The sequence below is a fragment of the Stappia sp. 28M-7 genome, from assembly GCF_014252955.1.
GTDB lineage: Bacteria > Pseudomonadota > Alphaproteobacteria > Rhizobiales > Stappiaceae > Stappia.
Genome location: NZ_JACMIA010000001.1, coordinates 876,983 through 902,419, shown reverse-complemented (window position 1 = coordinate 902,419; position 25,437 = coordinate 876,983). Strand labels below are relative to the sequence as shown.

Below are 25,437 nucleotides of genomic sequence, written 5' to 3'. Positions count from 1 at the left end.
GAGTGACGTTCATGACGACCACCGAACCCGGCAAGCAACTGCTCCACCTCGTCTTCGGCGGCGAGCTCGAGCATGTCGACGGCCTGACCTTCCGCGATCTCGAGGACCTCGACATCGTCGGTATCTACCCGAATTACGCCAGCGCCTACGCGGTGTGGAAGCAGAAGGCGCAGCAGTCGGTGGACAACGCCCATATGCGTTACTTCATCGTCCACATGCACCGGCTGCTCGACCCCGAGACCGAGGGCAAGTAACCCTTGGCAAGCCGTCTTTCCTGGGTCCCGGCCATGCTGTCGGGCGGATCATGCTGAAGCGCGCGGGCCGCAGCCCGCTCCTGCAGAAGCTGGTCGGCAATGCGCTGGCCGGCTACCTGCTTGCCGTCCGCAAGACCAGCTCGTTCCGTCTCGACCCGCCCGATCTCTACGAGCGCCTCGAGGTGGACCTGCCGGCCATCGTCGCCATGTGGCACGGGCAGCACTTCGTCATGCCCTTCGCCCGGCCGCCGAGCTATGACGTCAGGGTGATGATCTCGCGCTCGGCCGACGGTGAGATCAACGCCATCGCCGCGAGCAAGCTCGGCCTCGGCCTGATCCGCGCTTCCGGCGCCCATCACGCCCACCAGGTGAGCAAGCGCGGAGGCCTGCGCGGCTTCATCGAGGCGATGCGCTGCCTGAAGGAAGGCGCCAGCGTGGCGATGACGGCGGATGTGCCGAAGGTCTCGCGCGTCGCCGGGCTCGGCATCGTCCAGCTCGCCCGCCATTCCGGGCGGCCGATCGTGCCGATGGCGGTGGCGACCAGCCGGCATATCGACCTTTCGACCTGGGACAGGGCGACGATCAACCTGCCCTTCGGCCGGATGGTCGTTGCGTCCGGCGAGGCGATCCATGTCGCCCCGGACGCGGACGATGCCGCACTGGAAGAGGCGCGCAAGGCCGTGGAGGCGTCGATGAACGAGACCACCGAGCGCGCCTACGCGCTGGCCAAGTCCGGATGACCGCGCCCGGTCCGACGACGACACCTCCGCCGGCCGGCACCGTCCGCGCCGGGGTGTTGTCGCGCCTGGCCGGAGAATGCCTCTTGCGGCTCTATCGCGGGTTCGGGCGCGCCATCGCGCCGCTGCTGCCGTTGCTCTTCGCCCGCCGCGCACGGCGCGGCAAGGAGGACGAGGCACGGCGCGGCGAGCGCTTCGGACGCACCTCGCACCCGCGCCCGGACGGCCCGCTGGTCTGGCTGCATGCGGCCAGCGTCGGCGAGATGAACGCCTCGCGCCCGCTGGTGCGGGCCCTGCGCCGGCGCGGGCTCGGCGTGCTGCTGACCACCGGAACGGTGACCTCGGCGCGGATCGCCGCTGCCGAAGCGGATCCGGGCGTCATCCACCAGTTCGTGCCCTACGACGCGCCCCCCGGCATCGGCCGGTTTCTCGATCACTGGCGCCCGGACCTTGCCATCACGGCGGAATCCGAGATCTGGCCGACGACCATCTCCACCCTTGCCCGGCGCGGCATTCCACTGGCCATCGCCAGCGCCACCATGTCGCCGCGCTCTGCCGAGGGCTGGCGGCGGATGCGGCCCTTCGCCCATGCGATCTTCTCGCGCATTTCGCTGTGCCTCGCCCAGACGGCGGAGGACGCGGAACGGCTCAGCGAATTCGGTGCGCCTCGGGTCGAGGTCTGCGGCAACCTGAAATTCGACGGCGGCGAGCTGCCGGTCGACCCCGCGGCACTCGAGGCCATCCGCCAGGTGCTCGGCTCGCGCCCCGTGTGGCTGGCCGCCAGCACGCATGAGGGCGAGGAAGCAATGGTCGCCGAGGTGCACGAGGCACTGCGCGGCGAGTTGCCCGGCCTGCTCACGGTCATCGTGCCCCGGCATCCGGAGCGGGGCGGCGCCATCGCCGCCAGCCTTGCCGCACGCGGACTGCGGCTCGCCCGGCGCTCGGAAGGCCTGCTGCCGGATGCGGACTGCGACATCTATCTCGGCGACACGATCGGCGAGATGGGCCTCTACTATCGCATCGCGCCGGTCGCCTTCATCGGCAAGTCGCTGGTACCGGAGGGCGGGCAGAACCCGCTGGAGGCCGCCCGCCTCGGCACGGCCATCGTCACCGGCCCGCATGTGTTCAACCTGCTCGACATCTACACGCCGCTGCTTGCAGCGAAGGGCGCCGAGGTCGTGCACGACACGGGCGAACTGACCGCAGCCGTGCGCAGGCTGCTGGGCGACCAGACCCTGGCGACCCGGCAAGCGGCCATCGCCGCCGATGTCGCCAGAGCCGGAAGCGGCGCGCTGGACGCCAGCCTGGCCGCGCTTGCGCCCCTGCTGCCGCCCGCAAGGGAACCGTCGCGGTGAGCGGCGGGCTCGAAGCCCCGTCCTTCTGGTGGCGGCCGCCCGGCCCGGCCGCGATCGCACTCGCCCCGCTCGGCTGGCTCTATGGCGCGATCACCGCAGGCCGCATGGCCCGCAGCCCCGCGTACACGGCCGCCGTGCCGGTGATCTGCGTCGGCAATTTCACGGTCGGGGGTACCGGCAAGACGCCCTTCGCGCTGGCGCTGGCCAGGTTGCTGCGCGCCAGGGGAGAGCGACCGGTCTTTCTCACCCGCGGTTATGGCGGCAGGCTGTCCGGCGGCCCGCCCGTACTGCTCGATCCCGACCGACATGGCCCGGTCGAGGCAGGCGACGAGTCCCTGCTGCTCGCCGCTGGCGGCCCGGTGGTGATCACCGCCGACCGGGCGGGAGGCGCAAGGCTGGCCGAAACGCTCGGCAGCGTGATCCTGATGGATGACGGATTGCAGAACCCGGCGCTGGCCAAGACCGTGTCGCTGGCGCTGGTCGATGCCGCGTCCGGCACCGGCAACGGCTTCTGCCTGCCGGCCGGCCCCTTGCGCGCGCCGGTAGAGCGGCAGCTCGCCCATGTCGATGCGCTGGTAGTGATCGGCGACGGCGTGGCGGCCGGCCCGGTCGAGGCCGCCGCCCGGTCACGGGGCCTGCCAGCGTTCCGTGCAAGACTGGCAGCGCGGCAAGCGCCGTGGCTGAAGGGGAGCCGGGTCCTGGCCTTTGCCGGCATCGGCCGGCCGGAACGGTTCGCGCAGAGCCTGCGGACCGCGGGGGCAGAGGTCGCGCAAACGCGGTTCTTCGGCGATCACCACGCCTTTACCGAGCGCGAAGCGCAGGAGCTGCTCGAGGGGGCTGCGCGGGACGGTCTGGCCCTCGTCACCACGGCAAAGGATCGGGTGCGGCTCGGCATGAGCGAAGGCGACACCGCGCTTGCCCGGCTGGCGCAGCAAGCGAAGGTCCTGGATGTGGAGATGCAGGCGGAAGACCCGCAAGGCCTGGCCGCGTTCCTGGAAGCGCGCCTATCTCAGGGCGTTTCGCCACACTCCTGATAGCGGGCAAGGGCGGCCTGCGCGTCCACATAGGCCTCCTGGCGCGCCACGCTCCAGTATTTCAGCTCGTCGAGCGGAATCGACTGGCCGGTCACGGCACAGCGCACGAAGGTGCCCGGCGACAGGATCTGGAAGTCCGCGTCCAGATAGCGGATGCGCGCCTCGCCCGGCACGCGCGGGTTCTCGTATCGGTTCATGCGTCTGATGCCTTTCGCAGCCTCTCGAGGCCGTCTTTGGCTCCTGAATACAGGCCCCTTCGCGCCTTGACCACCCCCCGCAGCGCCACCGCGGCCCGAGCGGTCCCTCCTCACCCCTGCTCCTCCGGCGGCGTGTCCTGCGGCCCCTGCCCGGCATCGCCGCCCCGGCGCGGCGTCACCCGATGCAACGTATCGGCCCCGGCCATTGGCCCACCGTGCAATTGCAGCTCCATCCGCTCACGGTCGCGCAGGCGCACATCCTCCTCGATCTCCGCGATCCGGTCGGAGGGGATGCCCAGTTGGGCGAGCGCGGCCCGGCCGAAATGCACGCTCGATTCAAAGGTCTCGCGAATGTGGTAGTCGACGCCGCGCCGGGTCAGCTCCAGGGCATGAACCCGGTCGGTGGCGCGGCAGAACAGCTTGGCTTCGGGGAAATGGGCCCGGATGAGGTCGATGGCCTGTGCCATCACCTTGTCGTTCTCGATGCACAGCGCGACGAGGACCGCCCGACCCGCGCCGGCTGCCTCCAGCACGTCGGGCCGGGTCGCATCGCCGACATAGACCCGGTAGCCGAGCTTGCGCGCATAGGCGACGCGTTCCGGGCGGTTGTCGAGCGCGATCACCTCCACGCCCTCCGATGTCAGCATCTGCGAGACCATCATGCCGAAGCGGCCGAAGCCGATGACAAGCACGGTCGGCATCGCATCCTCGAATGTCTCGATGGCATCGGTCACGACACCGTGCCGTTGCAGCCGGCGGGCCAGCATGTCGTGGGCAAGGCAGGCGACCGGCGTCAGCAGCATGGACACCACGACGACGGCGATCAGGATCGTCAGCATGTCGCGGCCGAAAATTCCGGCGACCGCCGCGGCAGTGAACAGAACGAAGGCAAACTCGCCGCCCTGCGGCAGCGTCACCGCGATCCTCAGCGCGTCGGAATTGGTCGAGCCGAACAGCCGCGACAGGCCCCAGATCAACACGCCCTTGAGCACCATGGTGGCGGCAACGCCGATGAGCACCATCCACCACTGTGCGAAGACGACCGGCAGGTCCAGCGACATGCCGACGGAGATGAAGAACAGGCCCATCAGCAACGAGCGGAACGGCTCGATATCGGCCTCCAGCGTGTGGCGGAAGCTGGATTCCGACAGCATGACGCCGGCAAGGAATGCGCCGAGCGCCATCGACAGGCCAACCGCGTGCATGATGCCGCCGCTGCCCAGCGCCACCAGCAGCGCGGCCGCAAGCATCACCTCGCGCGCCCTGGCGCGCGCCAGCAGCGAGAACAGGGGTGTGAGCAGGTACCGCCCGACCAGAACGACGCCGGCGACCGCGGCAACGGTGATGCCCAGCTCGATGGCGATGTCCGCCCCGCGCATCTCCCCGCCGCGCGGCGACAGGACCGGGATCATCGCCAGCAGCGGCACGATCGCCATGTCCTGAAGGAGCAGGATGCCGAAGGCGCGCTGTCCGTAGGACGTGGTCAATTGCCCGCGCTCCTGCAGGATCTGCAGGGCGAAGGCGGTGGAGGAGAGCGCAAGGCCGAAACCGGCGATCAGTGCCACCTCCAGCGACAGCCCGCCGAGCAGCGCCACGGCGACCAGCGCCACGCCGCACAGCAGCACCTGCGACGTGCCGAGGCCGAAGATGTCGCCCTTCATCCGCCAGAGCCGCGCTGGCTCCAGCTCCAGCCCGATGACGAAGAGCAGCAGAACCACGCCGAGTTCGGCGACGCTGCGGATCTCGACCGCCGAGCGGATGAAATCGAAGCCGTGCGGGCCGATGACGAGGCCTGCGGCGAGATAGCCGACCACGGAACCGAGACCCAGCTTCCTGGCAATCGGCACGGACGCGACCGTGGCGGCCAGCACCGTGAGCGATTCGAAGAAAAAGGGAGGCGCGGCTTCAGTTGCCATGATGTCTCTTGATGTGCCCGTTGGCAGAGGATTGGATGGAAGGCGGCGGACCCCTCTGCCCGAATCCGCCGGAAAATCCTAGTTGAATTGCTTCCCAGCGAACAGGAGCGCGTACCGATGGCCAGCGATCTCAAGGCGCTGATGGCACGACATGCCCGGCCCGGCCGTGTCGCGTGGATCGGCCTGCGGCCGGCGCGGCTGCAGCCATTGGTGGCGGTCGAGAGCGCGGAGGCAACACTGGCCGGCCTTGCGGGCGACCACTATGTCAGCGGCGGCAAGCGCGCCATCACCCTGTTGCAGGGAGAGCATCTGGCGGTGATCGCGGCGCTGGCCGGCCTGCCCGAGGTGCACCCCGCCCAGCTGCGGCGCAACGTGGTTGTGCATGGCCTCAATCTCGCCGCCGTTCGCCATCACCCCTTGCGTCTCGGCACCGCACTGGTGCGGATTTCCGGCCCCTGCGCCCCCTGTAGCCGGATGGAGACCATACTGGGCCCGGGCGGCTACAATGCCATGCGCGGCCATGGCGGCTACTATGCCGAGGTGCTGGAGCCGGGCCGCTTCGCCCTCGGCGACGCTTTCGTGCCCGAGGCGCGCAAGACGGCGGACCAAAACGCGTGACGACCGGCGCCAGCCGGCAGGAGAAGCGATGACAACCGCTCGGATAGGACTGGCGCTCGGCGGCGGCGGGGCTCGCGGCATCGCCCATGTTCCGGTGATCGAGGCCTTCGACGATCTCGGCATCCGGCCAACGGCCATCGCCGGCACCTCCATCGGCGCGATCTTCGGCGCCGGCCATGCGGCCGGTCTCGACGGCAAGGCCCTGCGCGAGATCTCGCAGACGACCTTCGCCGACCGGAATTCGGTACTGGCGCGGCTCTGGAAGCTGCGGCCGCGCAAGCTCGGCGACCTGTTCGGCAGTCCGGGGATCATGCAGTTCGACGCACTCAAGGTGCTGGAGCAGTTCGTCGGCCAACACATCCCGGCGACGTTCGACGACCTGGAAACGCCGCTGACGCTGATCGCCACGGACTTCTACCAATGCCGCGAGGTGCGCCTGGAACGGGGCTCGCTGCACCATGCGGTCGCGGCCTCCATCGCCATTCCCGCCCTGTTCAAGCCGGTGACCGTCGGCGGCCGGATCATGGTCGACGGCGGGCTGGTCAATCCCCTGCCCTTCGACGCGCTGCCGCCCGACATCGACATCGTCGTGGCCTGCGACGTGGTCGGCTCGCCGATGCCGCGCAAGGGGCGCAACCTGCCGGGCGCGGGTGACGCGGTGTTCGGCGCGACGCAGATCCTGATGCAATCCATCGTTCTGGAAAAGCTGAAGAACCGTCAGCCGGACGTGCTGGTGAAACCCGATATCTCCGGCTTCCGGGTGCTCGACTTCATGAAGACCGCCAGCATCCTGGAAGCGGCAGAGCCGATGCGCGAGATGGTCAAGCAGCGGGTGGGGGCGGCCATCGAGGCCTACGAAACCGGTCGCCAGATCGCCTGAGGGGCACCTCCAGCCTGCTCTCTCCGCCTTGAAGCGCGTCGGCGAGGCGCTATCCTTACCTTGCGGCACGCAAGCACGGAGCCCCGCCATGGACCTCACGACGTTCTCCGCCCACCGCCCGTCCGTCCGTTCGTGGAGGGAGAGGACGCGCGCCGCCGTCTTCCGGGTTGCCGGGGCTCTCGGCGTCCTGGGGTTTGCCGCGGGCCCGGCCGCCGCCTCCTGCCAGCTTCTCGCCGAGGGATGGATACAGGCACCGCCGTCCATCGTGCGGCAGGCGGCACTGGCGATGAACCAGGTCGCCATAACCTTCATCGGCCATGCCACCTTCGAGATCGAGACGCCGAAGGGCGTGCGCATCGCCACCGACTACAACAACGTGCACCGGCCAGGGCGGCTGCCGCGCATCGTCACGATGAACGGCGCCCATTCCACCCATTTCACCGTCGCTCCGGATCCGGGGATCGAGCATGTGCTGCTCGGCTGGAACCCGAACGGGGGGCCGATGGACCACGACCTCACCGTCGAGGACGTGCGCATCCGCAACCTGCAGACCAACATTCGCGGCTGGGACGGCGAGACCCGCCCGCTCGGCAACTCGATCTTCGTGTTCGAGGTGGCGGACCTGTGCATCGCCCATCTCGGCCACCTGCACCACCGGCTGACGGCGGAGGACCTGGCGCGGCTCGGCACGATCGACATCGTGTTCGCCCCGGTCGACAACGCCTCGACGCTGCGGCTCGACAGCTTGGTGGAGGTGATCCGCGCCGTGTCGCCGCGCATCGTCATCCCGATGCACGCCTATACCTACGGCTCGCGCGAGAGCTTCACCGTGCGCATGGCGAGCGAAGGGTTCCGGGTCGAAATGTCGGAAAGCCCGCTCTATGTGACGAGCCGCGCCGCGCTGCCCGCCGAGCAGACCGTCCTGGTGCTGCCCGAGGGGTGAGTGCCACACTGCCCCCATGCAGGCCCCTCACCCGTGCAAGGCGATACTGTCTTCCGGCGCCTCGTCGCGCTCGCTCATGCCGTAATCGCGGATGACGGCGGCCACCCGCAGCCGGTAGTCGGCGAAATGGGTACCTCGCCCGGCGGCCTGCGCCATGCGGTGGCGCGCCTCGTGCCGCCACTTCGACAGGGCTTCCTCATCGCGCCAGAAGGAGATCGAAAGCAGCTTGCCGGGCTCGGTCAGGCTCTCGAAGCGCTCGACGGAGATGAAGCCGTCCTGCTCGGCGAGCAGCGGCTTCAGCCCCGCCGCGATATCGAGATAGGCCCCCGTGTGGCCTTCCTTCGGCCAGACCTCGAAGATTACCGCAATCATGTTCCTCTCCCTCCCTCGCCCGGCATCGGCCCCTTGTGCCTGCCATCCGCCGGACCTTTCTCAGCCGCGCCGGTCCTTGAAGAAGCCGCGCAGCAGATCCGCCGCATCGCGCTCGGCAAGACCCGAATAGACCTCCGGCGCATGGTGGCAGGTGGCCTGCGAATAAAAGCGCACGCCGTTTTCCACCGCTCCGCCCTTGGGATCGGACGCGCCGAAATAGAGCCGGCGGATGCGGGCGAAGGAAATCGCCGCCGCGCACATCGGGCAGGGCTCGAGCGTGACGTAAAGGTCGCAATCGGGCAGCCGCTGGCTGCCGAGAGACGCCGCGGCGCGGCGCATCACCAGGATTTCTGCATGGGCGGTGGGGTCGCTCAGCTCCAGCGTGCGGTTGCCGTCGGCGGCCAGAACCTCGCCGCCGCGCACCAGCACGGCGCCGACCGGTACCTCGCCGCGCCCGGCCGCCGCGCGCGCTTCTTCCAGCGCCAGATCCATGAAACCGCCGGTGCTCCGGCCAAGGCTTTCGTTCCCCGTCATGGCCGCGACCCTACAGCCCCGGCGAGGCGTTTGGAATCGCCAAGTCGGCCCTCCCGCGCCCCCTTGCGCAAAACGCATGGCGAGGCCCTGAAAAAGCGCGCTTCCCGCAGCCCTGCGGCTCTGGTATGACGCGGCACCATGACCGAAGACAATCGATCCTCGCGGCCTCCGCGCCGCGCCCCCGCGCCGGGGAAATCCGGCAGCGGACGCCCCGGCAACGGCAAGCCCCGCGCAGCGCGCGGCAATGACGGCCCGCATCGCTCTGCGGACGGAGCGGAGCCGCGCGGCCCACGCAAGAGCTTCGGCCCGAAGGCCGCAGGCGAACGCAAGTTCGGCGACAAGTCCGCAGATCGGGGCGCGGACCGGAGCGCAGAGCGCGGCGGCGAGCGCAAGTTCGGCGAGCGGCGCGGCGGCCCGGATGCCGGCGGCAAGCGCTTCGGCGAAAAGAAGAGCTTCGGCGACAAGAAGGGCTTTGCCGGCAAGAAGAGCTTCGGCGAGCGCAAGAGCGCCCCGAAGCGCGACAAGACGCCGCCTCCGGGTGCTGCTCCCCTGGCCGCACGGACCGAGGATGCCGAGCGCGTCGCCAAGGTGATCGCGCGGGCCGGCCTGTGCTCGCGCCGTACGGCCGAGAGCTGGGTGGTCGCCGGCCGCGTCGCGGTCAACGGCACCGTCCTGACCTCGCCCGCCGTCACCGTGACGGAGGCCGACCGCATCACCGTGGACGGCGAGCCGCTGCCGGAGCGCGAGCGCACCCGTCTGTGGCTCTACCACAAGCCGCGCGGCCTGGTGACGACCAACTCCGACCCGGAAGGCCGGCCGACCGTGTTCGAGCGGCTGCCCAAGACCCTGCCGCGCGTGCTGACCGTCGGGCGCCTCGACATCAACACCGAAGGCCTGCTTCTGCTGACCAACGACGGCGGCCTGTCGCGCGTGCTGGAACTGCCGGCGACCGGCTGGCTGCGCCGCTACCGCGTGCGCGCCTATGGCGAGATCACGCAGGACCGGCTCGACCAGCTGGCCGACGGCATCGAGGTCGACGGCGTGCTTTACGGTGCCATCGAGGCCCAGATCGACAAGGAGCAGGGCGACAACGTCTGGATGACGCTCGCGCTGCGCGAAGGCAAGAACCGCGAGATCAAGAAGGTTCTGGAACACCTCGGCCTTGCCGTGAACCGGCTGATCCGCATCTCGTTCGGCCCGTTCCAGCTGGCCGAGCTGCCCGAGGGCGAGGTGCGCGAGATCCGCGGCCGGGTGCTGCGCGACCAGCTCGGCGAGAGACTGGCCGCCGAGGCCAATGCCGATTTCGAGGCCCCGCTCCTGACGCCGGGCGGCGAGGCGGATGCCGAAGGCGCCCAGCCGGCGCGCAAGTCCGCTCCTGCCGCCGGCCCGCAGCGCGGCAAGCCCGCCGGCGGCAAGCCGGGAGCCGCAAGGACCGAGGACCGCTATCTCAGCGCCCGCGAGGGCCGCGAGGCGCGCGAGAAACCGTCCCGCACCCGCCGCAAGGACGACAGCCGGGCCGCACGCCCCTCGCGCAACGAGCCGGAGCCGTCCGCCTACGTCTCGCCGCGCTCGCGTTTCCGCTTCACCCCGGACACGATGCCGCGCACGCCCAAGGGCGATGGCCAGTCGTCCGGCGCGCGTCGGCGGATCTGGGACGAAGACGGCTCGCTGGTGGTCGACACCGCCCCGCCGTCCGAGGATGCACCGCGCGGTGCCGGTCGCGGCAAGCCGGGCGGAGGCAAATCCTTTGGCGGCAAGGCTGGCGGCGGCAAGTCCTTCGGGGACAGGGCCGAACGCAAGCCGTTCGGAGCACGCTCGGGCGATGACCGCCAGCGCCGCTCCGGCCCGCGCGAGGATCGGCCGCGCGAGGATCGGCCTCGTGAAGACAGGCCCCGTGGTGATCGGCCCTTCGGCGATAAGCCGCGGAGCGACCGTCCCCGCGAGGATCGTCCGCGAGGCGACAGGCCCTTCGGCGACAAGCCCAGAAGCGACCGTCCCCGTGAGGATCGCCCGAGGGGCGACAGGCCGTTCGGCGGCAAGCCGGGCGGGGACCGGCCGCGCGGCGATCGCCCGGGTGGCGGACGTCCAGGCGCGGGCCGCCCGGGTGGCGGTCGTCCCGCGGGCAAAGGACCGGGCGGCAAAGGTCCGGGCAGCCGGGGACCGGGCGGTAAAGGTCCCGGTGGAGGCTGGCGTCCGTGAGGATTGTTGCCGGACGCTTCCGGGGCTCTCCCATCGAGGCGCCGCGCGGTGACGCGACGCGCCCGACCAGCGACCGGCTGCGCGAGACGCTGTTCAACGTGCTGACCCACGGCCATGGCGAGGCGCTGCAGGACACGCGGGTCCTCGACCTGTTCGCCGGCAGCGGTGCGCTGGGGCTGGAGGCGCTGAGCCGCGGCGCGCGCCACTGTCTCTTCGTCGAGGAGGCAAGTGCGGCACGTGCGGCGATCCGCTCCAATGTCGAAGCGCTCGGCCTGACCGGCGCGACCAAGATCTTCCGCCGCGATGCAACGCGCATCGGGCCGGTCGGCACCATTGCGCCCTTCGATCTCGTCTTTGCCGACCCGCCCTATCGCAAGGGCTTGGGCGAGCAGGCGCTGGCCGCCTGTCTTGCCGGCGGTTGGCTCGTGCCGGGCGCACTGGTGGTGCTGGAAGAAGACGCCAAGACCGAGATCGCGCCGGTGGACGGACTGGAAGAGCTGGACCGGCGCACCGTCGGCGACAGCCAGTTCGTCATCTTCCGCCGCTCTTGAAGCCCATCAAGGCATCGTTTCAGGGCATCGGGGCTGGTGCTGACTGGAAATCGGCGCCTTGCGACGCGGGCGGGTGCGCCTCAGCGCCGCTGTCAGACCCTTCGGGGCCTTTTCCTCGAGCCAGATGAACGCCTCGTCGAGCCGCAACAGGCGGCGACGACGCGCGCGCAGCCAGCGCGTTGCCTGGCGGCTGCTGCCGAGAATCAGGATCAGCCCGCCGGCGATGAGCGGCACGCCCGTGGGAAGCGGCGTCCACACGGTCGCAAGACCGAGCAGTATCATCACCACGGCCGCCGCCCAGACGAACAGTTTCATGCGCGATCTGCTCCGCATCGAGACGGGGCGCGGCACGCGCACTCCCACCGGCAGCCAGATGACACGCGGGACGTGACAGATGAATGACCAAGGGCGCGTGCCGGAGCGCGTATGACGCCCCCTGCCCGCTCGGCTACTTGCGGCCGAACAGGCGCTCGATGTCCGAGAGCTTCAGCGAAATCCAGGTCGGGCGGCCGTGGTTGCACTGGCCCGAATTGGGCGTTGCCTCCATCTCGCGCAGCAGGGCATCCATTTCCTCCGGCCGCAGGCGGCGGCCGGCGCGCACCGACCCGTGGCAGGCCATGGTCGCGGCGACATGGTCGAGCCGCTCGCGCACGCGGGTGGAGCTGTCCCATTCGGCAAGATCGTCGGCAAGGTCCGTAACGAGGCCACGAATGTCGATCTGGCCGAGCATGGCCGGCGTCTCGCGAACAGCGACCGCGCCGGGCCCGAACGGCTCCAGCACCAGACCGACGGCCTCCAGCTCCTCGGCGCGCTCGGCAAGACGCGCCACATCCTCCTGCGGCAGTTCCACGATCTCGGGGATCAGGAGGCCCTGCCGGGCGACACCGCGCTCCGCCAGCGCGGCCTTCAGCCGCTCGTAGACCAGCCGCTCATGCGCTGCGTGCTGGTCGACGATGACGAGACCGTCCTCGGTCTGGGAGATGATGTAGGTGGCGTGAACCTGCGCCCGGGCCGCACCGAGCGGGCGGGCCTGTCGCTCCTCCGTCGCTTCGCTCGCATGGGCGTGAGCGCGGGCATCGGCCGAGGGCATGTCCAGCGTCTCGAAGCCGGCCTGCGCCGCCTCGCCAAACCCGCTCGCGGGGGCTGGCGGCGCGTCCTGCTCCGCGCCGTCCAGCGGCCGGAAGGGCGAAGCGCGCCAGTCGGAGGAGGCCGGGGCGGGCGATGTTGCGGACCGCTGGTAGCCGTAAGAACTGCCCGAGGCGGGACGCAAGCCGGTAGACGGGCCGGCGGCATAGCCGGTCGAGAAGGACGCCATTGCGGCCTGTGCGGTATGCGAGGAGGCAAGATGGCCGGCCTCGGCAAAGACCTGGCGCAGCGCGCCGACGATCAGCCCGCGCACGAGCTGCGCGTCGCGGAAGCGCACATCCGCCTTGGCGGGATGGACGTTGACGTCGACCTGTCGGGGATCGAGCTCGATGAACAGGACGGAAACCGGATGCCGGTCGCGGGCGAGCACGTCGGCATAGGCCCCGCGCAGGGCCGACATCAACAGCTTGTCGCGGACCGGCCGGCCGTTGACGAAGAAGAACTGCGAGAGCGAATTGGCCTTGTGGAAGGTCGGCAGGCCGGCAAGCCCATGCAGCCGCACGCCCTCGCGCACTGCGTCCACCGGCCGGGCGTTCTCGACGAAATCGGTGCCCATTACCTGGGCGATGCGCGCCTCCAGCGCCCGCTCGCCGCTGGCCGCCGCATAAGTCGTGGTCTGGCGATCGCTGCCCGACAGCTCGAAGCGCACCGACGGATTGGCCAGCGCCAGCCGGCGCACCACGTCGGTGACCGCGGCCCCTTCCGCCCGGTCGGACTTCAGGAACTTGAGCCGGGCCGGCGTTGCGAAGAAGAGGTCGCGCACCTCGACCTGGGTTCCGCCCGCATGGCTGGCCGGAGCCGGCCCGTCCTTGCGCCCCCCCTCGACCCGGATGGTCCAGGCATGGGCCTCGGACACGTGGCGCGAGGTCATGGCAAGGCGCGCGATGGCGCCGATGGAAGGCAGCGCCTCGCCGCGAAAGCCGAGGCTGCGGATGTCGAACAGATCGTCCTCGGAGAGCTTGGACGTGCAATGGCGCTCGACCGCCAGCGCCAGCTGCTCGCCGGGAATACCGCAGCCGTCGTCATCGACGCGGATCAGGGTCTTGCCCCCGGCCGCCGTCGACACGCCGATGCGCGCCGCGCCTGCGTCCAGCGCGTTCTCGACCAGCTCCTTGACCACACTGGCCGGCCGTTCGATCACTTCGCCTGCCGCGATCTGATTGATCGCGTGGTCGCTCAACTGCCGGATCGTCATTCCCGGACCTTCACCTTGCGAATCGTCCCCTCGCCCGGCGCCAGCATCGCCCGTTTGGACGCGCGGGGCCAGCCGCCCGCGCGGCTTCCCCCAAAACGTGAAAGGGGCGCTCTCGCGCCCCTTTCATCACCATCTTCCAAGTCGCGGTTCGTCGCCCTCAGGCGGCGACCACGTCCTTGAGGAAACGCTCGATCTCCTGGCGGAAACGCGCAGTGTGGTGCGCCGCCTCGCCGGTTGCCCCCAGCACCTGCTGGGCCGATCGGTTCGTTTCCTCTACCGCCGTGTCGAGCTCGCCGATGCTGTCGACAACCGAGCGCGTGCGCACCGCGGCGAGCTGGATGTTGGAGCTGATCTCCGTCGTCGCGGCCCCCTGCTGCACCACCGCCGTGGCAATGGCGCTGGTGTGGTCGTTGACCTCGTCCATTGTGGTGGCGATCTCGGCGATGGCCTTGGCCGTCTCGGTCGTCGCCGCCTGGATCGCCACGATCTGCCCCGAAATCTCGCCGGTCGCGCGCGAGGTCTGGTCGGCGAGCTGCTTCACCTCCGCCGCGACGACCGCAAAGCCCTTTCCGGCCTCGCCGGCGCGCGCCGCCTCGATGGTGGCATTGAGCGCCAGGAGGTTCGTCTGCTCGGCAATCGCCTGGATCAGGGTGACCACCTCGCCGATCTTGGCGGCGGAAGCGGCAAGGCCGGCGACCTTCTGGTTGGTCGCCCGGGTGCTGTCGGTGGCGCGGGTGACGACGGTCGTGGTGCGCTCGACCTGATCGGAGATCTCGCGGATCGAGGAGGACAGCTCTTCGGCAGCCCCCGCGACGGACTGCACATTGCCGGACGCCTCGCGCGAGGCCGAGGACGCCCCATCCGCCTGCTCGGCGCTGGAGGCGGCGACCGTTTCCAGCGTGCGGGCGGTCGTCTCCAGGCTCGCATTTGCGTGGTCGACCGCTGCCAGCACCTCCTGTGCGGTCGACTGGAACCCCTTGATCAACGCATCGACCTGCCGCTGGCGCGCATCGCGCGCCTGCCGGTCGCCATGTTGCTCGCGCTCCAGCCGCTCCTGCTCGATGCGGTTGTCGCGGCAGACCTCGATGGCACGGGCGATGTCGCCGATCTCGTCCGAGCGGTCGCGGCCCACGACCTGGAAAGCGGTATCGCCCGCCGCCAGCTCCATGATCTGGCTGCTGACGGTGCGCAGCGGATTGCAGATCGAGCGCACGGCGAAGACGACCGCGCCGCCGGCAATCGCCAGGAGCAGCAGGCCGACGCCGATGCCGGCCGCGCGCGCCATGTCCGCGATGCCGACATAGGCGGTACGGTCGACCGCGATCACCGCAACGGCGATGGGATTGCCCGAATAGTCGCCGACATTGACCTGATCGACGTAGAAATCGCCGGATGCCGAGACGATGCCGCCGCTGGCGGTCCGGGCGGCCAGCGACAGCGGATCCATGTCGGCCGGCAAGCGGTTGCCGATCACCTCCAGCGCATCACCGCCCTCGGCACCGAACCGCAGCACCGCAAGCGGATAGCCGGTCTTTTCGGTGAAGTCGGCAACGAACATTTCGTGGAACTCGAGGCCGAACTCGACCGAGCCCTTGTGCTGGCCCTCGACGACGATGGGCACGACGCCGCGGTTGCCGATACCGGCGACGCCCTTCTCCAGGCCGGAAATGTCCTTCACGCCGCCGTTGGTCTCCACCACCGTGGCCCGGAAGGACGACAGGTCATCGCCGAACTTTTCCGGCTTGTGGACCCGCAGGAACGACGTTGCGGGCGGCAGGTGGAACTGGAACTGCCGGATGCCGAACTGTTCCTTGAGCGCCTTGAAGGCCGGGACGAACTCGCCCGCCAGCCCCTCGCGGTCGCCGGCGGCGAAGCGCTGCTGCACCGATGCCTGCCCGGCCACCACCTTCGCCAGCAGCAGGGCCTGGCGGCTTTCCGCCTCGATCTGCGCCTGCAACTGGCGCTTGGCGCCGGCCACCTCGCGCTGCAAGGCCGTCTCCGTCAGGGTTCCGGCCACCCATTGCGAGATGGCGAAAGCGGAAACCGCGCCAAGCAATGCCAGTGCAATCGTCACCAGCATCATGCGTGCTCGTATCGTCTTCATGCGTGATCCTTTGGGCGACCGGTCGGCGGAGAGCTGGAAGGAAAGAATTTTTATTTGCACAAATTTGAATATTCATAGGTGACCGAGTCTTCACCTGAGGTTGAGCAACACATGCTGAACAATCTCTTAAGCGCAAACGTTTGACGCCGCGGCAACACGCAAGGCAGAGCGACTTTTCTCACGCAGGGCGGGCCGGCGGCGCTGGCGTCTTGTCCTTTTTGCCGGGGATCGCCTATGGTCCGCCGGCACGCCGCCCTGCGCCGCGCCCGTTCCGCCTGCCGAAAAGAGACACTGATGACCCAGCCCGCACCGCTTCTCGTTCCCGGTCTTTCCGCCCTGGCGCCGTCCTACCGTGCCGTCCTGTGCGATGTTTGGGGCGTGCTGCACAACGGTGTCGCGGCGTTTCCCGAGGCCTGCGAGGCGCTGGCGCGCTTCCGCCGGGATGCCGGCGGGATCGCCGTGCTGATCACCAATGCACCGCGCCCGACAAGCTCCGTTCTGAAGCAGCTGGAAGGGCTCGGCGTGCCGCTCGACGTGTTCGACGATGTGGTGACCTCGGGCGACGTGACGCGCGGCCTGCTGGCCGCCACCCGCGAGCAGCCGGCGTTCCATATCGGCCCGGCCCGCGACCTTACCCTGTTCGAGGGGCTCGACATCCGCCTCGTCGGCGAGGACGAGGCCGAGCAGGTGGTGTGCACCGGCTTCCACGACGACGAGAACGAGACGCCGGAAGACTATCGTCCCCTGCTGGAGCGCCTGGCGGCGCGGGGCCTGCCCTTCCTGTGCGCCAACCCGGATATCGTGGTGGAGCGCGGCAACCGGCTGGTCTGGTGCGCGGGTGCCATCGCCCGCCTCTACGAGGATATCGGCGGCACCGTGACCATTCTCGGCAAGCCGCACGCGCCGATCTACGAGGAGGCCATGGCGCGCGTTGCGAAGATCGCCGGGGAACAGGTGGCCCGCGAGCAGATCCTCGCCATCGGCGACGGGCTGCCGACCGACATCCGCGGCGCCGTCGCCAACGAGATCGACGTGCTGTTCATCACCGGCGGCATCCACGGCGCCGACTTCGGCCCGGTCGAGGCCCCCGACGAGGGGCTGGTCCGCCGGCGGCTGGCCGAGGAAGGGCTGACTGCGCGCGCGGCGGTGCCTCACCTGCGCTGGTAGCCCCTACCCGCGCCCTTCCTCTGCTGCGCCCTTTCCGGATCGCGAAAAACCGCCATTTCCGGCACATCTTCTGTTTGCATGCCGCAACCGGCGGGATATGCTGACGGTGGGGAAGGGTTTTACCGGCCCCCTACAGAATTTTGCCGAGACGCGAGGCTGGGGGGCTTCATGCGGTTTCTTGCAGACTGTCTGCCATTCATCAAACGTGCAGCGACCCGGTGGATGGTGCTGGTCGCCGCCGGCGGCTTCGGCCTTTCCGGCCCGGCTGCCGCCCAGGACGGCACGACGCCGCTACAGACCTTCCAGACCTATGTCATCAACAACGACCTGACCAACGCGCAGTTCTTCCTGCAGAACGGGCTGGTCACCGCCGCGGATATCGACACGGGCGCCCTCTTCCTCAAGGCGCTCTTTGCCAACAACTCCCGCGCCTCGAGCACGCGCCCGCTCGACTTCTCCAATGTCGAACAGGTGGCGCGCCTGCACGACTATCTCTCAGCCCTGGCACCGGTCGACATGAACGGGCGCGAGCGGTGCTGGAATAACAACACGCGCATCACCGAACGCTGGTGCGGTCTGGCGACAACGATGCTGGCGCAGGGCGTCTCGCCGCAGGTCATCTCCTTCTACCTGCAGCGCGGCCTCGACCTTTCCGCACGGCCCGAGGAGGTCGCCTCCCCGGCACTGGCGCTGATCGCCAATCTCGGCAGCCGCTATTCGATGGAGGACCTCAACTGGTTTTCCCAGAACGGGCTGCAGCTCGGCTCCGAGACCTTCCCGCTGTCTCATTTCACCAGGCTTCAGGCCTATTACGAACTCAACCTCGACGACGCCTACAAGATCCCCGAAGCGCGGCTCGACAGCCAGCCCTTCAACTTTCTCGACGCACTGTCGATGACCCTGACCAGCCGGCGGCAGAACGGTCACGAGCGCAGCGCCAACCAGGATTTCCTGTGCCGCTACATCATGTTCGTCGCGGGCCAGATGCCTCCGACCTTCGACCATTTTTCCTTCCTGCTGCGCAATGTTCGGGAGTTTCGCGGCACCAATATCGGCAGCACCGAAAAGGCCAGCAGCCGCCGCTTCGGCACGTTTTACTATGAAGTCTTTCCGCAAAGCTGTGTTTCGATGATCGGGGCGATGGCTCTCAGCAGTTCCGAACTCGACCGCATGATCAGCCTGTTCGCAGCCGAGCAGGACATGTCGACCGCCCAATGGCTCGTCAATCTCAAGCAAGGAGCCCTGCAGAGCAATGTTCAGAAAAACTAGTCTCCTCGTCGCCGCGGCCAGCCTCGCCCTCATTCCCGTCGCAACGCCCGAGCCGGCCCATGCGGGCGGAGAAGGCGTTGCCGCCGGCATCATCGGATTTGCCGCCGGCGCCATCATCGGCAGCCAGATGAACCGCCCGCGCGAACGGCGCGTCTACCGCACGGCGCCGCAGCGCCCGCGCCGAAGCGCGGCCGAGCGCGAATACTGGATGAACGTGCAGGCCTCGCTCAACAGCCTGGGCTTCGATGCCGGGCCGGTGGACGGCGCGCCGGGCCGCAAGACGCGCTCCGCGGTGACCCAGTTCCAGATGAGCATCAATGCGGTGCCGAACGGCAAGCTGACATCCGAGCAGGCCAGCGTGCTGTTCGCGCGCGTCAATCCCGGCAACAGCATGGCGACGGCGCCGGCCCAGCCCGCCCCCTACATGCAGCCGGGCACGATGCCGGCCTACCAGCAGCAGCCGGCCTATCAGCAGCAGCAGCCAGCCTACGGCATGCCGGTCGGCGGCTACCCCGCGCAGCAGGGCTTTCCACCCATGCAGCAGCCCGTCCCGCAGGGGGGACAGCAACAGCAGGCGGCCTTCCCGGCTCCGCAACAGGGCGGTTTCCCGCAGCAGGGCCAGCAGGCTGCCTTCCCGGCCCCGCAGCAAGGCGGTTTTCCGCAGCAGGGCCAGCAGGCGGCCTTCCCCGCGCCGGCACAGCAGACCGGCACGGCCGCGACCGGTTCGGCAACGTTCCCGCTGGTGAACGGTGCGGTCTCGGGAGCCGGCACCCAGCCGGCTGGCGGTTTCCCGCCCCTCGCTGCTCCCGGCAGCCAGGGCGCGGTCCCGGCAACAGCCCCGGCCCAGATGCAACAGCCGGAGCCTGCGGCAGTGCCCACCCAGCAGGCAGCGATGCCGGCGACGGCGCCCGCCCAGCAGGCAGCCCCGTCTGCTCCCTCGCAGGCCCAGCCGATCATCCAGACGGACGCAAGCGGCAACCAGTTCGTCGAGATCAATGGCCAGCGCTTCTACATGAACGCGGCTCCGGCAGCGCCCGCAGCTCCCACCGCCACGTCGCCGGCAGCCGTGGTCGTAACAGCCGAGACCGGCACGCAGCCGCAGCAGTAACCGGCGGCACGGAAAGCCGTCCGGCATGAAAAGCCGAGTTGCGTGAAAAGGCGGACATGAAAAAAGGCCGGATCAACCGATCCGGCCTTTCTTTCAGTTTCTGGCCACTCGCGGGGGGCGCCGGCCAGGCTGGCTCGCGTCTCTTGGTGGACGCGCGGAACGGGTATTCCCCTCCCGTTTTGCCGTGTCTCTTCTCGCCCTGTCCGACCTCAGCCGAACAGGCGGTCGATCTCGTCCTGCGCATCCGACAGCATGCTGTCGACATCGGCCTGCGACACGCCCTCGCCCGCATGCTGGGGGCCGTGCAGGATCAGGTCGCGGCGGCGGCGCTCTTCCTCGGTCTCTTCCTGCGGCGCGTCATCGCTCTCGGCAATGCGCAAGCGCTCGACGAAGGCCGACACGCGGCTGTCGATGGCATTCAACGCGTTGACGACCTTGGAGATGCGCTGACCGGTGATGTCCTGGAAGGCGCAGGCCTCGAAAATCTCGATCATCTTGTCGTTGACCAGCGCCTGGTAGGCGTCGGGTTCCATGTCGCCGGCGGCCATGATGGTCTCGGCCGCCTCCATGATCGTGTGGGTGGCGGACTCGGTCGATTCGACGATGGCATCCAACTCCCGGCCTGCTTCCGGGATCTGGTTGTTCTTCATGTCGTTCGGGCGCAGGTTGACGATCTCGACTTTCAGCCGGGAGATCTCGTCCGCGATCGACGTCAGCTCCGCCGTGATCGTCGGCTGCACGGAGTGGAGAAACTCGCGCATCGAGCCGGTCATGACCTCGGCAAGGTCGATCACATCGTTCAGCGTCACATCGCCCTGACGGTCTCGGTTCTGCTCCAGGAACGCGATGAGCTGCGCGAGATCCTTCTTTTCCATAGCGCCCATGGATTCTTTTCCTTTTGGCGCGGCCTTGTCCGGCCGCGCATCATCCATCCGCGCCCGGCACATGGACGCAGCTCTCCTGCCCTCAGGCGGCTGTGCCGCCGTCTCCCTGCAGAGTCTTGCTTTCCGGAACCGTCCGGATCAGTCGGAGAAGACCGCCTCGATCTTGCCCTTCAGCGTCTGTGCGTTGAACGGCTTGACGATGTAGTTGTTCACGCCGGCCTTCTTGGCCGCGATGACGTTCTCGGTCTTGGATTCGGCCGTGACCATGATGAACGGCGTCTTGCAGAGGCCGGCATCGGCGCGGACCTGCTTCAGCAGCTCGTAGCCGGTCATCGGCTCCATGTTCCAGTCGGAGATCACCAGTCCGTAACGACGCTGCTTCATCTTCTCCAGCGCTTCGGTGCCGTCGGCGGCGTCATCGATATCTTCGAAGCCGAGCTGCTTGAGCAGGTTGCGGATGATGCGGATCATGGTCTTGTAGTCGTCCACCACGAGGACCGGCATCTGAACATCCAGGGCCATTGTCTACTCCATACTGTCAATCTGCCCGACCCGCTTGAGCGGGCGTCTGATGCTTCTTCAAGTGTCCAGGAGGAAGACACTTGGCTGTGTCCCCGCCTCCCCACGCCTTGCCACACTACCCGGCTCCCCTGAAAACTCCGTTAATGCGGCCTGCCATATCTGACACGAAAGCTTAATTGCCGAGCCCGCCGCGAGCGTCTAGCGTCCCCTCCTGCCGAGGGAGCAAGGACGGAGGGGACCGATGCTGGCGTTGCAGACGCTCTATTACGAAGATCTCGCACCGGGACTCAGCGAGACCCTGACGAAGACTGTCAGTTCTTCCGATGTCATTGGCTTCGCGGAGGTTTCCGGCGACCGAAATCCGATCCACCTGTCGGAGCACTTCGCCGCGCGCACGCCGTTCCGCACCCGCATCGCCCATGGCTTGTACACCGCCAGCCTGATCTCCGCGGTGCTGGGAACACGGCTGCCCGGGCCGGGGGCGATCTACCTGTCTCAGACGCTGAATTTCCGCGCTCCGGTGCGAATCGGCGACGAGGTGACCGTGACGGTCACCGTCAGCGAGCTGATGGAGAAGGGCAACCGGGCCCGGCTCGACTGCCGCTGCGCCGTCGGCGACACGGTGGTCCTGGAGGGCGAGGCGGTGGTCAAGGTGCCGAGCCGGGCCGAGCAGGAGGCGGGCGACCCGCGCGGCTGAACCGGCGCGCCGACCACCGTGCCGGGACCTTGCGGAACGCTCGCGGCGCTTGACCTTTTTCGGGCGAATGGGCAGGGTCCGCCGGCAGTTTCGTGCCGCCTTGAGGGCGGCGCGCCCGTTCAGCCTCAGGCCGCGCGCCATCCAGCGTGTCCGGCAAGCCCTCGACGCCGATGACAGATCTCGTTTCCGAAGCCTTTCCCGTCGTCAGCGATCTGGCGGACTTTCCGGCCGCCCTTGCCGACGGCGTGGTGGCGATCGGCAATTTCGACGGCGTGCATCGCGGTCACCAGGCCGTGCTCGGCGAGGCGCTGGAGATCGCCCGCGCCCAGTCGGTGCCGGCCTTCGCGCTGACCTTCGAGCCGCATCCGCGCACCGTGTTCAATCCCGACAAGCCGGTCTTTCGCCTGACGCCGGAGCCGATGAAGGCGCGCGTGATGGCAGCGACCGGGCTCGACGGCATGGTGAGCCTGCCCTTCACCCGCGCCTTTGCCGGACTGGAGGCGGAAGCCTTCGTCCACGAGATCCTGCGGGACAAGCTGCATATCCGCCACGCGGTGACCGGATACGACTTCCATTTCGGCCGGGGCCGGCGCGGCACGCCGGACTTCCTGCGTGCTGCCGGCCGCTCCGACGGTTTCGGCGTCACCATCGTCACGGCGGCAACGGACGAAGCGGGCGAGGCCGTCTCCTCCAGCCGGGTGCGCGCAGCTCTTTCCGCCGGCGACATTGTGCTGGCCAATGCGCTGCTCGGCTATCGCTGGTCGGTTGAGGCGGAGGTGCGCCACGGCGAGAAGCGCGGCCGCGGCCTCGGCTACCCGACCGCCAACCTGGCGCTGCCGGCCGAGACCGAGCTGGCCCACGGCATCTATGCGGTGCGGGCCCGCGCCAATGGCGGAGAATGGATCGACGGCGTCGCCAGCTTCGGCCGGCGGCCGACCTTCGACAATGGCGCGCCGCTGCTTGAGGTCTTCCTCTTCGACTTTTCCGGCGATCTTTACGGGCAAAAGCTCCAGGTCATGCTGGCCGCCCGGCTGCGCGCGGAAGAGCGGTTCGACAGCATCGAGGCGCTGATCGCACAGATGGACCAGGACAGCGCCGAGGCGCGCGCCGTGCTGGCGAGCCTTGCCCCGCTCGGCGCCATCGACCTTGCCGTGAACGGCCCGCCCAGATGAGCGACAGCGCGGGCAGCGTGCCTGCCGCCGAGGTCATGCGCGGCATCGCCCTGATGAGCGTTGCCATGCTGCTCGTGCCGATGATGGACGTCACGGCCAAATACCTGACGACGACCCAGCCGCCGCTGCAGATCGCGCTGGCCCGCTTCGGCTTCCAGATGGTGTTCGCGCTGCTGACCGCGGCCATCGGCCCCGGCCTGTCGGTGCTGCGCGCGCCCCGCCTGTGGCCGCACCTTTTGCGCGGCTTCTTCCTGTCGGGGGCCACGGTCTGCTTCTTCACCGCCGTGGCGACAATGCCGGTGACCGACGCCATCGCCATCTTCTTCGTCGAGCCGATGATCCTCACCGTCCTGTCGGCGCTGGTGCTCAAGGAACAGGTCGGCCCGCGCCGCTGGGCCGCCGTGCTGGTCGGCCTTGCCGGTGTCGCCATCATCATGCGCCCGGGCTTTGCAACCTTCGGTCTGACCGCGTTGCTGCCCCTGTGTGCCGCCCTTCTCTTCGCGCTCTACCTGCTGATCACCCGCAAGCTGTCGGGCGAAGGCGGCATGCTGTGCGTGCAGTTCACTGCGGGCCTTGGCGGCGTGATGCTGCTCGGCGTGCTGTTCGTTTCCGCCAATATCGCCGGTTACGAGCCGGCCGCGGCGGTGATGCCCGACCTGCCCGGCTGGGGGCTTCTGGCCCTCGTCGGCGCGCTGTCCTTCTTCGCGCACGGGCTGATCGTGAAGGCCTTCGCGGCCGCTCCCGCCTCCGTGCTGGCACCGTTCAATTATCTTGAGATCGTCAGCGCGACCGTGTTCGGCTATCTGGTCTTCGGGGATTTTCCCGATGGACCGACCTGGATCGGCATTGCCCTGATCGTCGGCAGCGGCATCTATATCGCCCATCGCGAGAACCGCCGCAGCCAGGAGGAACTGGCCGCCCTCATCAACCGCACCGGCCCGCCCGACTGAGCGAGACGAGAACCAGATGATCAAACGCCGCCTGTGGGGGCCCTCCAGCGCCCTGATCCTGACCGTTGCCGCGCTCGGCATGGCGATCGACCAGGGTTTCAAGCTGTGGATGCTCTTCGGCTTCGACATTGCCGCGCGCGGCCGTGTCGCCCTCACCCCGTTCTTCGATCTGGTTATGGTGTGGAACTACGGCATTTCCTACGGCCTGCTGCAGCAGGAGGAAGGCTTCGGCCGCTGGCTGCTGGTCGGATTGACCGTGGTGATCACCGTCCTGTTCTGGATCTGGGGCGCCCAGGCGACGCGCCGGCTGCAGGCCGCGGGCTTTGCGCTGGTCATCGCCGGAGCGCTCGGAAACGGCATCGACCGGATCGCCTATGGCGCGGTTGCCGACTTCTTCCATTTCCATGTCGGCGACTTCTCCTGGTACGTCTTCAACCTCGCCGATGTCTGGATCGTTGCCGGGGTGGCGGCTCTGCTGTATGACAGTTTCGCTGGCGGCCCTAATGATGCCGCAAAAACCTCGTCTGAGTAGCCGCAGCATCTGATGCGCCGGCGTGCCCGGACCCAAGCCGACGCAGGTTGTCCCAAGGACGACCGCACCGGCAAGACCGCCCGACCCGGCCAGTCCCACCCGGACAGTCCGGGTCCGAACTGCCGGAGAGGCGTTTTCGCCCCCGGGCCGCGGGTTTTCCGCGCAAGAGCCTTGAAGGATAGCTGACGTGTCGCGTCGACCCTGGACCGCAACCACCCTTCGTCATGCCGGCCGGCGCGGCCGTGCCCTGCTGCTCGCCAGCGCCGCTGCGCTCGTGCTCGCCGGTTGCCAGCACGGCGCCGACGGGTTCAACGACGGCTCGAGCAACGACGAGGCGCCGGACGTCGCGATGGTCCGCAAGCTCATGGAGGGCCTCGGCGCCGTCGATGCCCGTTCCGAGCAGAAGATCGAATACGCTCCCCGCGCGCCGCTGGCCATGCCGACCAAGATGACCGAGCTGCCGCAGCCGGAGGAGAAGAAGGAGGTCGCCAACTGGCCCGAGCAGGGCGAGACCGATCTCCAGCGCATCCAGCAGGCCTATCGCGAGACCCGCGACATCGACGAGCGCGGCCGCAGCGACATCTACCAGTCGCGCGGCATCAAAGAGCTCGCCACCGGCAGCCAGAACCGCAATATCCAGCAGGAAATCCAGCTGGAGAACCGGCTGGAGGACGCGCGCATGAAGCCGAACGAGCTGAACCAGCGCGTCGGCGTCGCCCGCAAGGAGACAGCCGTTCTCGACGAGAACGGAAATCCGGTGCGCCGCTACCTGATCGAGCCGCCGGTCGCCTATTCGACCCCGGCCGCAGGCGCGCCGCTGCCGGAAGTTGGCAAGGTCGACGACCAGCCGAAAGTCACCGACATGGAGCGCCTGATGAGCGGCCAGTCGGCGCGTACCCTGCGCTGATCAGCCGGTCGCGACGGCGACACGTTTTTCCAAGGCCGGAGCCCCGCTCCGGCCTTTTTGTTTTTGCTGCGCGCGCGTCGCGGCGCGGCCTTGTTGTCGCCGCACGCACATGCGCTATCTCACGCGCCATCACCTGCAGCGGACCTTACGAAAAGTTCACGGGTCCTTTGCGGTCAGCCTGCCTATAAGTCATC

At 68.7% G+C, this 25,437-nt stretch carries 26 protein-coding genes; 17 read left to right on the top strand and 9 right to left on the bottom strand.

Annotated elements, in window-relative coordinates; all coding sequences use genetic code 11:
* The first annotated feature begins 11 nt into the window (after nt 1–11).
* The 4 genes from H7H34_RS04100 to lpxK are packed head-to-tail and all read left to right on the top strand — an operon-like array spanning nt 12 to nt 3,380.
* Nucleotides 12–254 carry a DUF4170 domain-containing protein gene (locus H7H34_RS04100; protein ID WP_067220627.1) on the top strand — a complete coding sequence of 81 codons (243 nt, stop codon included), beginning with the start codon at nt 12–14 and terminating at the stop codon, nt 252–254.
* 50 nt (nt 255–304) lie between these two features.
* Nucleotides 305–994, top strand: coding sequence for a lysophospholipid acyltransferase family protein (locus H7H34_RS04095; protein WP_067341040.1), 690 nt, complete (start codon nt 305–307; stop codon nt 992–994).
* Nucleotides 991–2,346 (top strand): 3-deoxy-D-manno-octulosonic acid transferase, encoded by a 1,356-nt coding sequence (locus H7H34_RS04090; RefSeq protein WP_185924337.1) that lies wholly within the window; start codon nt 991–993, stop codon nt 2,344–2,346. The genes H7H34_RS04095 and H7H34_RS04090 overlap by 4 nt, the downstream gene beginning before the upstream one ends.
* Nucleotides 2,343–3,380: a tetraacyldisaccharide 4'-kinase gene (lpxK, locus tag H7H34_RS04085; protein WP_185924336.1), complete on the top strand. Its 1,038-nt coding sequence runs from the start codon at nt 2,343–2,345 to the stop codon at nt 3,378–3,380. The genes H7H34_RS04090 and lpxK overlap by 4 nt, the downstream gene beginning before the upstream one ends.
* On the opposite strand, the gene H7H34_RS04080 is transcribed toward lpxK, so the two are convergent.
* Complete coding sequence (locus H7H34_RS04080; RefSeq protein WP_185924335.1) at nt 3,356–3,577, bottom strand: DUF2093 domain-containing protein; 222 nt, start codon at nt 3,575–3,577, stop codon at nt 3,356–3,358. The two genes, lpxK and H7H34_RS04080, sit on opposite strands and share 25 nt — an antisense overlap.
* Nucleotides 3,578–3,687: 110 nt before the next feature.
* A complete protein-coding gene (locus H7H34_RS04075; RefSeq protein WP_185924334.1) occupies nt 3,688–5,493 on the bottom strand; it encodes a monovalent cation:proton antiporter-2 (CPA2) family protein in 1,806 nt (601 codons plus the stop codon).
* A gap of 117 nt (nt 5,494–5,610) precedes the next feature.
* Between H7H34_RS04075 and H7H34_RS04070 the strand changes: the two genes are divergently transcribed.
* From H7H34_RS04070 to H7H34_RS04060, 3 genes are all read left to right on the top strand, one after another.
* Nucleotides 5,611–6,111 carry an MOSC domain-containing protein gene (locus tag H7H34_RS04070; protein WP_185924333.1) on the top strand — a complete coding sequence of 167 codons (501 nt, stop codon included), beginning with the start codon at nt 5,611–5,613 and terminating at the stop codon, nt 6,109–6,111.
* Between the two features lie 28 nt (nt 6,112–6,139).
* Nucleotides 6,140–6,991 (top strand): patatin-like phospholipase family protein, encoded by an 852-nt coding sequence (locus tag H7H34_RS04065; protein WP_185924332.1) that lies wholly within the window; start codon nt 6,140–6,142, stop codon nt 6,989–6,991.
* Nucleotides 6,992–7,079: 88 nt separating this feature from the next.
* Entirely contained in the window at nt 7,080–7,934 is an 855-nt protein-coding gene (locus tag H7H34_RS04060; protein WP_185924331.1) for an MBL fold metallo-hydrolase, read from the top strand.
* A 27-nt stretch (nt 7,935–7,961) separates the two neighbouring features.
* Here the strand turns inward: H7H34_RS04060 and H7H34_RS04055 are convergent, their stop codons facing one another.
* Together H7H34_RS04055 and H7H34_RS04050 are read right to left on the bottom strand one after the other, a co-directional pair.
* Nucleotides 7,962–8,306: an antibiotic biosynthesis monooxygenase family protein gene (locus H7H34_RS04055; RefSeq protein ID WP_185924330.1), complete on the bottom strand. Its 345-nt coding sequence runs from the start codon at nt 8,304–8,306 to the stop codon at nt 7,962–7,964.
* A gap of 60 nt (nt 8,307–8,366) precedes the next feature.
* Nucleotides 8,367–8,840, bottom strand: coding sequence for a nucleoside deaminase (locus H7H34_RS04050; RefSeq protein WP_209006147.1), 474 nt, complete (start codon nt 8,838–8,840; stop codon nt 8,367–8,369).
* Between the two features lie 138 nt (nt 8,841–8,978).
* On the opposite strand from H7H34_RS04050, the gene H7H34_RS04045 reads away from it, so the two are divergent.
* Together H7H34_RS04045 and rsmD are read left to right on the top strand one after the other, a co-directional pair.
* Nucleotides 8,979–11,039 (top strand): pseudouridine synthase, encoded by a 2,061-nt coding sequence (locus H7H34_RS04045; protein WP_185924329.1) that lies wholly within the window; start codon nt 8,979–8,981, stop codon nt 11,037–11,039.
* The gene (gene rsmD / locus H7H34_RS04040; RefSeq protein WP_185924328.1) at nt 11,036–11,590 is read left to right on the top strand and encodes a 16S rRNA (guanine(966)-N(2))-methyltransferase RsmD; all 555 of its coding nucleotides are present in this window, start codon (nt 11,036–11,038) and stop codon (nt 11,588–11,590) included. The genes H7H34_RS04045 and rsmD overlap by 4 nt, the downstream gene beginning before the upstream one ends.
* A gap of 6 nt (nt 11,591–11,596) precedes the next feature.
* Here the strand turns inward: rsmD and H7H34_RS04035 are convergent, their stop codons facing one another.
* The 3 genes from H7H34_RS04035 to H7H34_RS04025 form a co-directional block, all read right to left on the bottom strand.
* Complete coding sequence (locus H7H34_RS04035) at nt 11,597–11,905, bottom strand: hypothetical protein (RefSeq protein WP_185924327.1); 309 nt, start codon at nt 11,903–11,905, stop codon at nt 11,597–11,599.
* Nucleotides 11,906–12,038: 133 nt separating this feature from the next.
* Nucleotides 12,039–13,931 carry a DNA mismatch repair endonuclease MutL gene (gene mutL / locus H7H34_RS04030; protein ID WP_185924326.1) on the bottom strand — a complete coding sequence of 631 codons (1,893 nt, stop codon included), beginning with the start codon at nt 13,929–13,931 and terminating at the stop codon, nt 12,039–12,041.
* Nucleotides 13,932–14,088: 157 nt separating this feature from the next.
* Nucleotides 14,089–16,035, bottom strand: coding sequence for a methyl-accepting chemotaxis protein (locus H7H34_RS04025; RefSeq protein WP_185924325.1), 1,947 nt, complete (start codon nt 16,033–16,035; stop codon nt 14,089–14,091).
* Nucleotides 16,036–16,329: 294 nt separating this feature from the next.
* Between H7H34_RS04025 and H7H34_RS04020 the strand changes: the two genes are divergently transcribed.
* The 3 genes from H7H34_RS04020 to H7H34_RS04010 all read left to right on the top strand — a co-directional run bounded on the left by H7H34_RS04020 (nt 16,330) and on the right by H7H34_RS04010 (nt 19,579).
* Nucleotides 16,330–17,202 (top strand): TIGR01459 family HAD-type hydrolase, encoded by an 873-nt coding sequence (locus H7H34_RS04020; protein WP_120268644.1) that lies wholly within the window; start codon nt 16,330–16,332, stop codon nt 17,200–17,202.
* Nucleotides 17,203–17,370: 168 nt separating this feature from the next.
* On the top strand, nt 17,371–18,471 hold the full coding sequence (locus H7H34_RS04015) for a hypothetical protein (protein WP_185924324.1): 1,101 nt from the start codon (nt 17,371–17,373) through the stop codon (nt 18,469–18,471).
* Nucleotides 18,455–19,579 (top strand): peptidoglycan-binding domain-containing protein, encoded by a 1,125-nt coding sequence (locus H7H34_RS04010; RefSeq protein ID WP_185924323.1) that lies wholly within the window; start codon nt 18,455–18,457, stop codon nt 19,577–19,579. The genes H7H34_RS04015 and H7H34_RS04010 overlap by 17 nt, the downstream gene beginning before the upstream one ends.
* Nucleotides 19,580–19,788: 209 nt before the next feature.
* Here H7H34_RS04010 and H7H34_RS04005 read toward each other — a convergent pair whose 3' ends face one another.
* Entirely contained in the window at nt 19,789–20,463 is a 675-nt protein-coding gene (locus H7H34_RS04005) for a protein phosphatase CheZ (RefSeq protein WP_208996687.1), read from the bottom strand.
* Between the two features lie 138 nt (nt 20,464–20,601).
* Nucleotides 20,602–20,985: a response regulator gene (locus H7H34_RS04000; RefSeq protein WP_067220588.1), complete on the bottom strand. Its 384-nt coding sequence runs from the start codon at nt 20,983–20,985 to the stop codon at nt 20,602–20,604.
* Between the two features lie 241 nt (nt 20,986–21,226).
* Here H7H34_RS04000 and H7H34_RS03995 point away from each other — a divergent pair, with 241 nt between their 5' ends.
* From H7H34_RS03995 to H7H34_RS03975, 5 genes are all read left to right on the top strand, one after another.
* Nucleotides 21,227–21,682 carry a MaoC family dehydratase gene (locus H7H34_RS03995; protein ID WP_120268640.1) on the top strand — a complete coding sequence of 152 codons (456 nt, stop codon included), beginning with the start codon at nt 21,227–21,229 and terminating at the stop codon, nt 21,680–21,682.
* A 170-nt stretch (nt 21,683–21,852) separates the two neighbouring features.
* On the top strand, nt 21,853–22,854 hold the full coding sequence (locus H7H34_RS03990; protein WP_185924322.1) for a bifunctional riboflavin kinase/FAD synthetase: 1,002 nt from the start codon (nt 21,853–21,855) through the stop codon (nt 22,852–22,854).
* Nucleotides 22,851–23,804 (top strand): DMT family transporter, encoded by a 954-nt coding sequence (locus H7H34_RS03985; protein ID WP_199681151.1) that lies wholly within the window; start codon nt 22,851–22,853, stop codon nt 23,802–23,804. Before H7H34_RS03990 ends, H7H34_RS03985 begins: the two co-directional genes overlap by 4 nt.
* A gap of 16 nt (nt 23,805–23,820) precedes the next feature.
* Nucleotides 23,821–24,336, top strand: a complete 516-nt coding sequence (lspA, locus tag H7H34_RS03980) for a signal peptidase II (RefSeq protein ID WP_185924321.1) — start codon at nt 23,821–23,823, stop codon at nt 24,334–24,336.
* A gap of 187 nt (nt 24,337–24,523) precedes the next feature.
* Nucleotides 24,524–25,243, top strand: a complete 720-nt coding sequence (locus tag H7H34_RS03975) for a hypothetical protein (RefSeq protein ID WP_185924320.1) — start codon at nt 24,524–24,526, stop codon at nt 25,241–25,243.
* The last annotated feature ends 194 nt before the right edge of the window (nt 25,244–25,437 follow it).